This window comes from Bradyrhizobium sp. dw_411 (assembly GCF_018449695.1).
Taxonomy (GTDB): Bacteria; Pseudomonadota; Alphaproteobacteria; order Rhizobiales; family Xanthobacteraceae; genus Bradyrhizobium.
This window is the reverse complement of the sequence record NZ_JAAVUY010000002.1, coordinates 189,989-201,920: the sequence shown is the minus strand read 5'-3', so window position 1 is coordinate 201,920 and position 11,932 is coordinate 189,989. Positions and strand designations below refer to the sequence as shown.

The 11,932-nt window shown below is 62.7% G+C and carries 15 protein-coding genes; 2 read left to right on the top strand and 13 right to left on the bottom strand.

Annotation, left to right across the window (positions count from 1 at the left end; translation table 11 throughout):
* Window positions 1–108 precede the first annotated feature (108 nt).
* Window positions 109–384, top strand: coding sequence for a hypothetical protein (locus tag HB676_RS03580; RefSeq protein ID WP_213736297.1), 276 nt, complete (start codon window positions 109–111; stop codon window positions 382–384).
* A gap of 51 nt (window positions 385–435) precedes the next feature.
* Here HB676_RS03580 and HB676_RS03575 read toward each other — a convergent pair whose 3' ends face one another.
* From HB676_RS03575 to phnG, 9 genes are read right to left on the bottom strand one after another with little or no spacing between them, the layout of a single operon-like run.
* Window positions 436–1,047 carry a pyridoxamine 5'-phosphate oxidase family protein gene (locus HB676_RS03575; RefSeq protein WP_213736296.1) on the bottom strand — a complete coding sequence of 204 codons (612 nt, stop codon included), beginning with the start codon at window positions 1,045–1,047 and terminating at the stop codon, window positions 436–438.
* A gap of 13 nt (window positions 1,048–1,060) precedes the next feature.
* A complete protein-coding gene (gene phnN, locus HB676_RS03570; protein WP_213736295.1) occupies window positions 1,061–1,657 on the bottom strand; it encodes a phosphonate metabolism protein/1,5-bisphosphokinase (PRPP-forming) PhnN in 597 nt (198 codons plus the stop codon).
* Entirely contained in the window at window positions 1,654–2,793 is a 1,140-nt protein-coding gene (locus HB676_RS03565) for an alpha-D-ribose 1-methylphosphonate 5-triphosphate diphosphatase (protein WP_213736294.1), read from the bottom strand. Before HB676_RS03565 ends, phnN begins: the two co-directional genes overlap by 4 nt.
* 27 nt (window positions 2,794–2,820) lie before the next feature.
* A complete protein-coding gene (gene phnL, locus HB676_RS03560) occupies window positions 2,821–3,519 on the bottom strand; it encodes a phosphonate C-P lyase system protein PhnL (protein WP_213736293.1) in 699 nt (232 codons plus the stop codon).
* Between the two features lie 8 nt (window positions 3,520–3,527).
* Window positions 3,528–4,331 carry a phosphonate C-P lyase system protein PhnK gene (gene phnK, locus HB676_RS03555; RefSeq protein WP_213736292.1) on the bottom strand — a complete coding sequence of 268 codons (804 nt, stop codon included), beginning with the start codon at window positions 4,329–4,331 and terminating at the stop codon, window positions 3,528–3,530.
* Window positions 4,324–5,208 (bottom strand): alpha-D-ribose 1-methylphosphonate 5-phosphate C-P-lyase PhnJ, encoded by an 885-nt coding sequence (locus HB676_RS03550; protein ID WP_213736291.1) that lies wholly within the window; start codon window positions 5,206–5,208, stop codon window positions 4,324–4,326. Before HB676_RS03550 ends, phnK begins: the two co-directional genes overlap by 8 nt.
* Window positions 5,205–6,314 carry a carbon-phosphorus lyase complex subunit PhnI gene (locus HB676_RS03545; protein WP_213736290.1) on the bottom strand — a complete coding sequence of 370 codons (1,110 nt, stop codon included), beginning with the start codon at window positions 6,312–6,314 and terminating at the stop codon, window positions 5,205–5,207. The genes HB676_RS03550 and HB676_RS03545 overlap by 4 nt, the downstream gene beginning before the upstream one ends.
* A 3-nt stretch (window positions 6,315–6,317) precedes the next feature.
* Window positions 6,318–6,926 (bottom strand): phosphonate C-P lyase system protein PhnH, encoded by a 609-nt coding sequence (phnH, locus tag HB676_RS03540; protein WP_213736289.1) that lies wholly within the window; start codon window positions 6,924–6,926, stop codon window positions 6,318–6,320.
* A 2-nt stretch (window positions 6,927–6,928) separates the two neighbouring features.
* Window positions 6,929–7,387 (bottom strand): phosphonate C-P lyase system protein PhnG, encoded by a 459-nt coding sequence (gene phnG / locus HB676_RS03535; protein WP_213736592.1) that lies wholly within the window; start codon window positions 7,385–7,387, stop codon window positions 6,929–6,931.
* 134 nt (window positions 7,388–7,521) lie between these two features.
* On the opposite strand from phnG, the gene phnF reads away from it, so the two are divergent.
* The gene (phnF, locus tag HB676_RS03530; RefSeq protein ID WP_213736288.1) at window positions 7,522–8,250 is read left to right on the top strand and encodes a phosphonate metabolism transcriptional regulator PhnF; all 729 of its coding nucleotides are present in this window, start codon (window positions 7,522–7,524) and stop codon (window positions 8,248–8,250) included.
* Window positions 8,251–8,265: 15 nt separating this feature from the next.
* On the opposite strand, the gene phnE (HB676_RS03525) is transcribed toward phnF, so the two are convergent.
* From phnE (HB676_RS03525) to phnC, 4 genes are all read right to left on the bottom strand, one after another.
* Complete coding sequence (phnE, locus tag HB676_RS03525; RefSeq protein WP_213736287.1) at window positions 8,266–9,114, bottom strand: phosphonate ABC transporter, permease protein PhnE; 849 nt, start codon at window positions 9,112–9,114, stop codon at window positions 8,266–8,268.
* The gene (gene phnE / locus HB676_RS03520) at window positions 9,111–9,995 is read right to left on the bottom strand and encodes a phosphonate ABC transporter, permease protein PhnE (protein ID WP_213736286.1); all 885 of its coding nucleotides are present in this window, start codon (window positions 9,993–9,995) and stop codon (window positions 9,111–9,113) included. Before phnE (HB676_RS03520) ends, phnE (HB676_RS03525) begins: the two co-directional genes overlap by 4 nt.
* A gap of 105 nt (window positions 9,996–10,100) precedes the next feature.
* Entirely contained in the window at window positions 10,101–11,033 is a 933-nt protein-coding gene (gene phnD / locus HB676_RS03515; protein WP_213736285.1) for a phosphonate ABC transporter substrate-binding protein, read from the bottom strand.
* A gap of 68 nt (window positions 11,034–11,101) precedes the next feature.
* Window positions 11,102–11,917, bottom strand: coding sequence for a phosphonate ABC transporter ATP-binding protein (phnC, locus tag HB676_RS03510; protein ID WP_213736284.1), 816 nt, complete (start codon window positions 11,915–11,917; stop codon window positions 11,102–11,104).
* Window positions 11,918–11,932 lie beyond the last annotated feature (15 nt).

Genomic DNA, 11,932 nt, shown 5'->3' with positions numbered 1-11,932 from the left:
TGGATGAGCGTGTGGTAACACAGATCCAGCAATGCTGCTCGCGCAGCTCGATTGCTCGATTCCATACGAATCCTACCTCGACCGAGTGTCAGATTAACGGAGATAATCATGCGAAAGACAGTTCTGACCATTCTCGGCGCGTTGCTGATTACCGGATCGGCGAGTCAAATGGCGACAGCGTCCAATTATCACGTTCACAAGGCGCACCGCGCGCCCGCAGCCGCGAGCGAGCAATTCCGTAGCGCCAATAACTCAACTGACGACAGTGCAAGAAGCTTTTGCGGCCAGGAGCCGGGAAATCCCAACGACGAGCAGACCGATTATCAGCACTGGTCCGCTTTTCGATCCGGCGGTGGATGGGACGACCGGAACAGCTGTCAGTAAAATCGCGGAGCTAGCTTCGCCTTGCGCCTGGTTTTGGGCATGGGCTGCAACCTACCACATCGTCTGGCGCGCGCGTTCCGGCCACTCCTGATCGTATTTTTCCCCGCCAACCTGGTTGTCGCTCATTTCGGCTAGGATCTGGCCCGGCGTCGGCAGCGACCGGGGATCGACGCGCTTGTTAGGATTCCAGAGGTCGGCGCGAACGATGGCGCGCGCGCACTGAAAATAGACCTCCTGCACCGTCATGATGACAACCGTTCGTGGCGCCTTTCCTTCCACCGTGAACGACGCCAGCAAATCCGGATCGGCGGATACCAGCGCCTGCCCGTTGACGCGCAGCGTGCTGCCGGAACCCGGGATCAGAAACAGCAATGCGATGCGGGGATCGCGCACGATGTTGCGCAGCGAGTCGACGCGGTTGTTGCCGCGGCGGTCCGGTATCATCAGCGTCTTGTCGTCGTGGATGCGAACGAAGCCGTCCTGATCGCCACGCGGCGAGCAATCCAGCCCTTCCGGTCCGCATGTCGCCAGCGTCGCAAACGGCGACTTCTCGATCAGAATTCGATAGGCCGGTGTGACGTAATCTGCGACCTTGACGGTTGAGGCGTCGTTGGGATGGCCATAAATCGTCTCGAGCTGCTCGATCGTCGCGATAATGGACATCTCCGCGTGTCTCCTATCCGTTCCGGCACTCGCCTTTGATGATCCGAACCAACTGGCGCGCGTGATATTCGGCGCTGCTGACATTGACGAGGGTGATGTCAGGGGCGGTATTGGTATCGTCGACGATGCGGCCCAGCCGATTCTCCAGTCTTCCGTCGCTGCTGCGTCCACGCTTCGCCAGTCTTTCGGCCAAGACCTGGGGCGGCGCGGTGATCAGAACCACCACGACATCGGCGTAAGCGCGGCGCATCGCGCCGATCACGGTTCGCGATACGTTGGCGACCACCGTTCGCCCCGCCCCCAATTCATCATCGATCGTGCGCGACAGAGCATAGCGATGGTTGTGCGCTTCCCAATGCACCGCATAGTCGCCGCGCGCTTTCGCCGCTTCAAATGCGTCGTGACTGACTTCCTCATTGTCCTCGGCCGCGGAGGCTTCGCGCGTGATCACGCGGCGCGCAAACACGATGCCGGGATCCTCGGCACACGCCGCTTTGGCGAACCCGAGCAGCGTATCCTTGCCCGCGCCGCTTGGTCCAACCAGCAGAACAAGCCGGCCGGTAGCGGCAGTAGCTGGACGATGATCTATATTTTCGGGAGCTTCTATCATGCCACGCGCTCCCCTTCCCGCCAGACGCTACGCACCACCGGCACGTCGCGGGCGACATGCACGCGGATCAGGTCGGCCCGCTTGCCCGCGGCGATCTCGCCCCGGTCGGCGAGACCGATCGCCTCGGCGGGCGCCTTGGTGACGGTGCGCACCGCGGAAGCCAGATCGATCGCCGGCACATGCCCCGGCAATTGCAACGCCGCCATCAGCAGGCTCGAAGGAATATAATCGGAAGACAGGATATCCAGCATGCCTTCCCGGGCAAGATCGACCGCGGCGATGTTGCCGGAATGCGATCCGCCGCGCACCACATTCGGCGCGCCCATCAGGATGCCGATGCCCGCCTCGTGCAATCCGCGCGCCGCCTCGATCGTGGTCGGAAATTCCGCCACCGAAACCCGGTCCCGAATGGCGTCAATCACGTTCTCCCCGGTGGTATCGTCGTGGCTGGCGAGCGGAATTTCGTGCGCATGCGCTTGCGTCACGATCTCGCGCAAATTGTCGGCAGCGTGAACCTTCTGATAGGCGGTTCGCCGCGCGAACATCACATCGAGCTCGGCATCGGACGAGCCGCCCTTGCCGCGATAATATTCACGCAACTTGCCTTCGTCGCGAAACTGGCGCTGCCCCGGCGTATGATCCATCAGCGACATCAGCCGCACGTCCGGTCGCCCGATCAGTTCGTGCATCTGGTCGAGCACGTTCGGCATCGGAATTTCGCAGCGCAGATGCAGGAAATGGTCCGAGCGCAACAGGCCCGCCTCCCGCGCGGCAGTGATGGCCTCGGCCAACCTGCCATCGGTGACGCCCTCGTCGCTCCCGACCCGTAGCGAATCCAGCACCGTGGTGATGCCCGATGTCGCCAATTGCGCGTCATAGGAGACCACCGCCGCGAGCGGATCCCAGAACACTTTCGGGCGCGGCTGGTAATGGGCCTCGAGATGATCGGTGTGCAACTCGATCAAGCCGGGCATGATCAGATCGCCGGCCGCATCCTCGCTGCCTGCAGGCGCGTCACCTTCGCCAAATTCGGCGATACGGCCGCCAGTGACCGCGACCCAGCCGTGCTCGATCACACGATCGGCCAGAACAATCCTGGCATTGCCGATGACGGTTTCGGAACGGGGCGATGTCATCTTGGATGTCATCTCAATTGTCTTTCTTCAATTGGCCGATGCAAACGAGGTCACGTCGACAATCCGGTCGGCGATCAGGTTTCGGATGTCGTCGTCATGGACGATGGCGACCATGGCAACACCCTGGTGTTTCTTCTGGTCGATCAGCTCGACCACGACCGCACGGTTGGCGGCGTCGAGCGACGCGGTTGGCTCGTCCAGCAACAAAATCGGAAGATCGGAAATGAAGCCGCGCGCGATGTTGACCCGCTGCTGTTCGCCGCCGGAAAAAGTCGAGGGCGGCAGCGCCCACAATCGTTCGGGAATGTTGAGCCGGCGCAGCAGCGCGCCGGCCTTGGCCTGCGCCTCCGGCCGCGCCATGCCGTTGACGATCAGGGGCTCGGCCACCACGTCGATGGTCGCTACGCGCGGCACCGCGCGCAGGAATTGGCTGACATAGCCGATGGTGGCGCGGCGCGCGCGCAGCACCTGCCGCGGCTCGGCCGTGGCCAGATCGATCTGCGTCCCTTCATGGCGGATACCGATGCGGCCGCCGTCGCAGCGGTAATTGCCGAAGATCATCTTCAGGATCGAGGATTTGCCGGCGCCCGAGGGCCCTGCCAGCACAACGCATTCGCCTTGGTCGACGTGAAACGAGACGCCGCTCACCACGGGCAATTCCACCCCACCCTGCAGATGCATGATGAAGGTCTTTTGCGCGTCCTTGATGTCGATCATTGCAGTCATGTTGGTGCTCACGCCGGCAAAATCGAGGAAACCAGAAGCTGCGTATAGGGCTCGCGGGGATCGTCGAGCACCTGGTCGGTCAGCCCGGTTTCGATCACACGACCGCCCTTCATCACCATCACCCGGTGCGACAACAGCCGCGCCACCGCCAGATCATGGGTGACCACGATCGCGGCCAGTCCGAGTTCACTGACCAGATTGCGCATCAGATCCAACAGGCGCGCCTGCACCGAGACATCGAGGCCGCCGGTCGGCTCGTCCATGAACATCAGCCGCGGCTCGGTAACCAGATTGCGGGCGATCTGCAGCCGCTGGCGCATGCCGCCGGAATAGGTTTTCGGCGCATCGTCGATGCGATCGAGGCCGATCTCGACGCGCTCCAGCCAGGACGACGCGGTATCGCGGATCCGGCCGTAGTGATTCCACCCCACAGCCATCAGCCGCTCGCCAACATTGGCGCCGGCCGACACCGCCATCCGCAGGCCCATCGCTGGGTCTTGATGGACATAGCCCCAGTCGGTGCGAAACAGGAATCGCCGCTCGGCTTCGCCCAGCGCAGAAAGGTCGCGCATCACCCCGTCGCGCATCCGGTACGAGACATGCCCGGCGCTGGGCGCGAGCTGCGCCGACAACAATTGCAGCAGCGTCGATTTGCCCGAACCGGATTCGCCGACGATCGCCAGCACTTCGCCGGGATAAAGCGCAAAGGACACGTCGCGGCATGCGACGAGCCGGCCGTAGGATTTGCCCAGGCCTTCGGCGACCAGCAACGGCCTGTCATTGTCCTGAATCATGTCGTTGTGCTCAGCCATGTAGCTTCTCCCGGTGGGGAGCCGCACTTTCGCTGCCGCGATGACCCTGGGCCTGCCGGCTTTCGCAAAAATCCGTGTCGGAACAGACGAACATCCGGCTGCCCTGATCGTCGGTGACGATCTCGTCGAGATAGGAATCGCCGCTGCCGCACAGCGCGCACGGGGCGTCAAAACGGTAGCGCGTGAACGGATGATCCTCGAAATCCAAGGATACCACCGAGGTATGCGGCGGGATCGCGTAGATGCGCTTTTCGCGACCGGCGCCGAACAATTGCAGCGCCGCGCAATTGTCCATCTTCGGGTTGTCGAATTTCGGCGTCGGCGACGGGTCCATCACGTAGCGCGCATTGACCTTGACCGGATAGGCGTAGGACGTCGCGATATGGCCGAAGCGGGCAATGTCCTCGTAGAGCTTGACATGCATCAAGCCATATTCACCGAGCGCGTGCATGCGGCGGGTCTCAGTCTCGCGCGGCTCGAGGAAGCGTAGCGGTTCCGGGATCGGCACCTGATAGACCAGCACCTGTCCGGCATGCAGCGGCGCCTCGGGGACCCGGTGCCGGGTCTGGATCACGGTGGCATCGGCGGTGCTCGTGGTGGTCGCGACGCCGGCGGTCTTGGCAAAGAACTTGCGGATCGAGATCGCGTTGGTGGTGTCGTCAGAACCCTGGTCGATCACCTTCAACACGTCGTCGGGACCGAGGATCGCGGCGGTCACCTGCACGCCGCCGGTGCCCCATCCATAAGGCATCGGCATTTCGCGGCTGGCGAACGGCACTTGATAGCCGGGGATCGCGATCGCCTTGAGGATCGCGCGGCGGATCATCCGCTTGGTCTGCTCGTCGAGATAGGCGAAATTGTAAGCCGGCGCGTTCATTCGGCGGCCTCCTGCAGCGGCGGCGATATTTCTGCAGCATTGTCGCTGAATTCCTTGCGCAGCTTGCGCAGCAGCCCGAGTTCGGACTGGAAGTCGACATAATGCGGCAGCTTGAGATGCTCGACGAAGCCAGTCGCCTGCACATTGTCGGAATGCGACATCACGAATTCCTCGTCCTGCGCCGGTGCCATGATTTCTTCACCCAATTCGCGGGCGCGGAGCGCGCGGTCCACCAGCGCCATCGACATGGTCTTGCGCTCGCTCTGCCCGAACGCGAGACCATAGCCGCGGGTAAAACACGGGGCCTCGGTGGCCGAGCCCTTGAACTGGTTGACCATCTGGCATTCGGTCAGCGTGATCGCGCCAAGCGGGACCGCGAAGCCGACGTCTTCGGCCATGAATTCGACCTCGACCTCGCCGAGCCTGATTTCGCCCGCGAAAGGATGGTTGCGGCCATAGCCGCGCTGCGATGAATATCCGAGCGCCAGCAAGAACCCTTCGTCAGCGCGTGCGAGATTCTGCAGTCGTAGATCGCGACCGGCCGGAAAGCTCAGGGGATCGCGGGTCAGATCCCCGACCGGCAAGTCCGCATCGGCTTGCGGCGAAGATTCGATCAGGCCATCACGACCGAGAATGTCGGTGACACGCGGCATCGTCGCCGCTGACGGTTCCGCGGTCGCAGGCGCCTCGGGCGTGGAGACCCCGGCCAGTTGCGGATCGAGCAGCCGGTGGGTGTAGTCGAAAGTGGGGCCGAGAATCTGGCCGCCTGGGATGTCCTTGAAGGTCGACGAAATCCGCCGCCGCACGGTCATCCGGCCGGTATCGACCGGCTCGGTGGCGCCGAACCGTGGCAGCGTGGCGCGGAACGCGCGAAGCAGGAAGATTGCCTCGATCATGTCGCCGCGGGCCTGCTTGATGGCCAGCGCGGCCAGTTCGCGGTCATACAGCGAACCTTCGGTCATCACCCGATCGACGCCGAGGCTGAGCTGTTCGGAGATCTGCGCCAGCGAGACTTCTGCAACGTTCTGATCACCACGACGCTCATGCGCCAGCAGCCGATGGGCGTTCTCGATGGCGCGCTCGCCGCCCTTGACCGCGACATACATCGGCTAATCTCCCTTGGCAGCCAGCCGCGTGGTGCGCGGTATCGCGACAATCGCGTCGTCATGAACCAGCACGACATCGATGCCACGCGGGAACAACGCGGCATTGATGGAGAGCCGTTCGAACAGATCCGACGGCGCAAACGTGGCCTGCAAGGTCGCCACACCATCGATGCCGGGACCGCGCAATTCGAGAGTGGGTCCCTGCGTCAGGCTCTCGACCTGCAGGATCAGCGTGGTCGAACGGTCGGGATATTCATTGCTGCCGAACGAAAAACGGTCGAAACCGGGCAGTGCCGAGGGGGCACCGATCAGGGCAAAATGGCAGATCGAAGAATCCTGGATCACCGGCGCGCTGGTATGGAATTTAAGCCATCTGGCCACATCCGAGGTTTCGGACATCACGGGATCGAGCCAGATCGGCGTGTCATGATCGAACAAGGTCAACGCGATCGCTGCCGTGCCGCGCATCATCGTCCCGGGGGTCCCGGCAGCCGCCGTGATTGTCTGCACGCTGCCGGGACGCGCCATCGCGTCCATGACGGAACGGAAGGTCGTTTGCGACGACAACACCTTGTCGGCGAAGCCTGCGGGCAATTCGGCCAATGTCGTCATCTTCAGCCCTCCCCACGCACCATCGTGTAGAAATCCACACGCGTTGCTGCGGTCTGCGCCGCTCTGTGATTGCGTTGAACGGCGGTCGCGGCACGCAGTGGCGCCAGAACGTTGGTCTCGATCGTATCGGCGTGATCGGCGCTCTGGATCAGCGCGTCGCACAGCGCGATCATCCGCGCCTTCTGCCGGTCGCGGCCGAGCGTGTAGCCGAACCCGAGTTCGCCGGTCGCAAGCCGCACCGCGGCACGCGAAACCGTGGCTTCGCCGAGATTGAACGGCGCACCATCACCGCCAGTGCGGCCCCGCACCATCACGAGACCGTTTTCCGGTTCGCGCAGGTTTTCATGCACCGGCAGGTCCAGCGCATCGAGCGCCGCGGCAATGTCGGCGGCGTCCGCATGCGCCAGCACGGCCATGGCCGCCTGGCGCCGCGCCTGATTGTCTGTGTGGTCCACCGCCATCGTATCGACCTTGCCGCTTGCCGGAATCAAGTTGTCTATGATACTAGACAACTTGATAATCCAACGCCATGACTGTTTGGTGACAGGGCCAAGAATTTTACGAAGCCCTTCCCCGACTTTTCGGTGCGCAGACGATGACAATGCAGGACAGCGCCTCAGGCGTGGCGTTATGGCGGCAGGTGGCCGACGGTATCGAGCGCGGTATCGCCAACGGAACCTATGCGGCCGGCGACAAGCTGCCCGGTGAAACCGAAATCGCCGAGATTTACCGGGTCAATCGCCACACGGTTCGCCGCGCGCTGGCGACCCTGGCCGAGCGTGGCTTCGTGCGCGCCGAGCGCGGCAGCGGCACCTATGTGGAGGCGCCCCGCCTCGCCTACCCCTTGCGTTCGCGCACGCGGTTTTCCGAGATCGTCGGCGCCGGCGGCCAGGAACCGCGCGGCCAGTTGATCGACGCCTCGGAAGATGTCGCCACCAAGGAGCTGGCGCGGGAATTGGGACTAAAGACCGGCGCGGCCCTGATCCGGATCGAGGCGCTGCGGCTCGCCGATCGCACACCGATTTGCGTCAGCACCAGTTGGCTGGCAGCCGCCCGCTTTCCGGACGCTGGACGCGTCTTCGGCGCCACGCGCTCGATGACCAAGCTGCTCGCGCATTACGGCGTGCGCGATTATCGCCGCGGAACCACCAGGATCACCGCCGCCATTGCCGACGCTGCCGACGCTGCGCGGCTCGATCTGGCCTTGGGCCGTCCGGTGCTGGTGGTCGACAGCACCGACGTCGATATCGACGGCAAGCCGCTGGTGACCAAGCGCTCGCGTTTTGCCGCCGAGCGGATCGAATTCGTGGTCGAGAACGGCTAGCGCATTTTCGCGGCGTCACGCCACCGCGCGACGGCCGATAATCGCAAACCGTAGCTTGCTGGAAATCCAGTCGATCGCCGCGACCGCGACCAGGATCATCAGGATCAGGAACGACACCTTCTGCCATTCCAGCACCCGGATCTGTTCGGCCAGTTGCAGGCCGATGCCGCCCGCGCCGACAATGCCGATGATGGTGGCCGAACGGGTGTTGGATTCGATGAAGTACAGCACCTGCCCGGCGATAACCGGCAGTACCTGCGGCAGCAGGCCGAAGCGGATTTCATGCAGCGCATTGCCGCCGGAGGCCCTGATGCCTTCGACCTGCTTGCGGTCGGCACCCTCGATCGCTTCCGAAAACAATTTGCCGAAGGCGCCGAAATCCGAGGTCGCGATCGCCAGCACCCCGGCGAACGGGCCGAGGCCGACGACGTTGATCCAGACCAGCGCCCAGATCAGCGTATCGACGCCGCGGATCGCGTCGAAGAACCGGCGCACCGGAAAGCGGAAGATATTCGACGGCACGATGTTCTTGGCCGCCAGCAGGCTGACCGGGAGCGAGAGAACCGCCGCCAGCGTGGTGCCCAATAGCGCGATCGAGAGGGTTTCGCCGAGCGCCTTCAGATAGAGCGGCAGCGAGGAGCCGGGATCCGGCGGCAACATCATCATCGAGATCCAGCCGAGCTGATGCATGCCGCCCAGCATCCGCGCCGGCGAGAAGCCGAGATGAACCAGGCCGAACACGAAGATCGCGATGGCCGCCAGCAGCATCACAGGCGTGGCCAGCCGCGCCGAAACCGGGCGGTCGAACACCTGCGGGTAACGCGCACGCAGTTCGGTGGTTTGGGCCGCGGGTAATTTGCTCATGCGCGGCGATCTTTGCCGAGCAGGCGTTCGCGCACCCATCCGGTCCCGATATCGATCGCAAACACCGTGAGCACGATCATCAGCAGGATGGCGCTGACGTCGGAGTAATAGAACTTGCGCACCGCCATCACAAGCTCGGTGCCGATCCCGCCGGCACCGACGAAGCCCATGACCGAGGCTTCGCGCACGTTGATCTCAAAGCGCAGCAGCGTGTAGCTGGCGAATCCGGCGGCAACCTGCGGCAGCACCGCAAAACGCATGCACGACAGCCAGCTCGCGCCGGTGGAACGCACACCCTCGACCGGTTTCATGTCGATGTTCTCGACCATTTCGGCATACTGCTTGGCGAGCGCGCCGATCGAATGCAGCGCGATCGCCAGCACGCCGGCCATCGGACCCAGACCAAACGCGATCACAAAGATCAGCGCGAACACGATACCCGGAACGGTACGGCAGAATTCCAGCAGGCGCTTGATGACGAAACGCAACCAGGGCGCCGGCGAGGTGTTTTCGGCCGCGAGGAAATTGAGCGCAAAGGCCAGCAAGGCGCCGAACAGCGTCCCGACATAGCTGATCAAGATGGTCTCGCCCAGCAACAGCGACCATTTGCGCCAGCCCCACAGCCATTCGCCGACATTGGTCCAGACCCGGGTTCCGTCCTCCAGCGTGAGGATACGATCGAAATAGCTGACGAAATGGCCGAAATAAGTGAACAGCGTGCGCAGGTTCACTTCCGCCCCGATCGAAGCGGCCACCAGCGCGGCAAAGAATACCGCCATTCCCAGCGTCAGGCGCAGGCGCTTTTTCGCGACCGCCTTGCGATAGGCGTCGTTCAGCGCGGCAAGCTGCTGGCTGGGAAGAATGGGAACGGCGACGGCCATGTCGGTTCAATCTTGGCAGTTCAATCTTGGCGGCTCAATCTTGAGAGCATCGAACAAATAAAATAGCCGGGTCCATCGACCCGGCTAGAGTTGCTGACCTTGCGATCAGGACGCCTTCTTGCGCAGACGATCGACGAATTTGATCAGCTCGATGGTCTTGTTGTAGTCATCATTGGCGACCGGCTGCCACGGCAGGTTCTTGCCGTCGGAGAGCTTCTTGAAGGCGTCAGCGTCCTTCTGAGGCACGTCGAGGAACGCCTGCTTGATCGCTGCCTTCATGTCCTCGGGAAGGTCGCTGAGGTAAGCATAGGGTGAGTTGATGATGATGTCGGATTTCAGGATGATGCGGAAATCTTCCTTCTTCAGCGGGGTGCCGTCGCTCGACTTGACCATGTTCTTGGCGAGCATGCGGGTCAGGTTGGAATCGTCGTCGTTATTCCAGAAGTTGGCGGCGACGTCGACCGTCCCCTGCGCCAGCGCCAGCACCGCGTTTTCATGGCTGCCGGTAAAGACGACCTGCGAGAAATAGGTGTCGGGATCGATGCCCATCTGGTTCATCTTGAAGCGCGGCATGTTGTTGCCGGAGGTCGAATTGGGATCGACCAGGCCGAGATTCTTGCCCTTCAGGTCTTCCAGCTTCTGGTACGGGCTTTTGGCGAGCACGTAGAATACCGAATAATAGCCCTTGGAGCCGTCGCTGTTGACGTCGATCACGAAGGCGTCGGTCTTGACGCCGGTCAGGCGGGCGCGCGCAAATGACGCGGGGCCGTAATAGCCAATGTGGATGTTGCCGGCGCGCTGGCCTTCGATCACGGCGGCATAGTCATTAGCGACACGCAGCGTCACCTTGATGCCGAGTTCCTTCGAGAGATAATTCACAAAGGGAGTAAATCGCTCGGTGACACCGGAACCGTTTTCAGCCGGAATCACCGCGAAGGTGATTTCAGGGTATTTGGCTTTCCAGTCGTCCGCAGACGCCGCAGTTGCGGAAAACGCCAGCGCCGCAGCGCCGGTGAGAAGAATTCGACGGTTGATCATGACGTCCTCTTGATAAGTTAAAGTCGCGCAATCGGATTTTGCGTAACGCTGTCAGGAATAAGAATTCTTCAGGCCGCCTCGGCGGCTCCAAGGGCCGGCACGTCCACACCGGCCGTCGCATCTTCGGACGCCGACCCCATCACCTCATTGGCCTCGAGGTCGTACAATTCGCGCGCAATTTGATCCGTCAGCGCCGCCGGTGCGCCGTCGAAAACCACGCGGCCCGCGGACATGCCGATCAGCCTGTCGCAATAGTTTCGCGCCAGATCGAGCGAGTGCAGATTGCAAAGCACGGTAATCCCGAAATGCTTGTTGATGCGCAGCAGCGCATCCATGACGATCCGGGTGTTTCGCGGATCGAGCGAGGCGATCGGCTCGTCGGCAAGGATAATATCCGGCTCCTGAACCAGCGCGCGGGCGATGGCGACGCGTTGTTGTTGGCCGCCCGACAGTTGATCAGCGCGCTGCGCCGCAAGCGAGGCCACATCGAATTGTTCAAGCGCCGACAATGCCAGCGCTTTGTCTTCCTCCGGCCAAAGCTGTATCAACGAGCGCCATGACGGGATGCCGGCAAGCCGCCCCATCAATACATTGGTCAGCACATCGAGCCGGCCGACCAGATTGAATTGCTGAAAGATCATCGCCGAGCGCGCACGCCACTGCCGCAAATCTCTCCCGCGCAGCGCCGTGACGTCGACGCCCTCGAACAGGATACGGCCTGCTGTGGGCTCTGCGAGGCGATTGATCATCCGCAACAGCGTCGACTTGCCTGCACCGGACCGGCCGATCACGCCGACAAAGCTACCGGGCGGGACTGCGAACGAAGCATTGTCTACCGCGGCCTTTGTGCCGAAGCGGCACGTCAAACCATCTACCACCAGCATGCCATGCTCCAAGCG

What these genes read in the sequence shown, in the direction of transcription:
- HB676_RS03580 (WP_213736297.1), top strand. Translation starts at nt 109, where the DNA reads ATGCGAAAGACAGTTCTGACCATTCTCGGCGCGTTGCTGATTACCGGA.
- HB676_RS03575 (WP_213736296.1), bottom strand. Translation starts at nt 1,047, where the DNA reads ATGTCCATTATCGCGACGATCGAGCAGCTCGAGACGATTTATGGCCAT.
- phnN (WP_213736295.1), bottom strand. Translation starts at nt 1,657, where the DNA reads ATGATAGAAGCTCCCGAAAATATAGATCATCGTCCAGCTACTGCCGCT.
- HB676_RS03565 (WP_213736294.1), bottom strand. Translation starts at nt 2,793, where the DNA reads ATGACATCGCCCCGTTCCGAAACCGTCATCGGCAATGCCAGGATTGTT.
- phnL (WP_213736293.1), bottom strand. Translation starts at nt 3,519, where the DNA reads ATGACTGCAATGATCGACATCAAGGACGCGCAAAAGACCTTCATCATG.
- phnK (WP_213736292.1), bottom strand. Translation starts at nt 4,331, where the DNA reads ATGGCTGAGCACAACGACATGATTCAGGACAATGACAGGCCGTTGCTG.
- HB676_RS03550 (WP_213736291.1), bottom strand. Translation starts at nt 5,208, where the DNA reads ATGAACGCGCCGGCTTACAATTTCGCCTATCTCGACGAGCAGACCAAG.
- HB676_RS03545 (WP_213736290.1), bottom strand. Translation starts at nt 6,314, where the DNA reads ATGTATGTCGCGGTCAAGGGCGGCGAGCGCGCCATCGAGAACGCCCAT.
- phnH (WP_213736289.1), bottom strand. Translation starts at nt 6,926, where the DNA reads ATGACGACATTGGCCGAATTGCCCGCAGGCTTCGCCGACAAGGTGTTG.
- phnG (WP_213736592.1), bottom strand. Translation starts at nt 7,387, where the DNA reads ATGGCGGTGGACCACACAGACAATCAGGCGCGGCGCCAGGCGGCCATG.
- phnF (WP_213736288.1), top strand. Translation starts at nt 7,522, where the DNA reads ATGACAATGCAGGACAGCGCCTCAGGCGTGGCGTTATGGCGGCAGGTG.
- phnE (WP_213736287.1), bottom strand. Translation starts at nt 9,114, where the DNA reads ATGAGCAAATTACCCGCGGCCCAAACCACCGAACTGCGTGCGCGTTAC.
- phnE (WP_213736286.1), bottom strand. Translation starts at nt 9,995, where the DNA reads ATGGCCGTCGCCGTTCCCATTCTTCCCAGCCAGCAGCTTGCCGCGCTG.
- phnD (WP_213736285.1), bottom strand. Translation starts at nt 11,033, where the DNA reads ATGATCAACCGTCGAATTCTTCTCACCGGCGCTGCGGCGCTGGCGTTT.
- phnC (WP_213736284.1), bottom strand. Translation starts at nt 11,917, where the DNA reads ATGCTGGTGGTAGATGGTTTGACGTGCCGCTTCGGCACAAAGGCCGCG.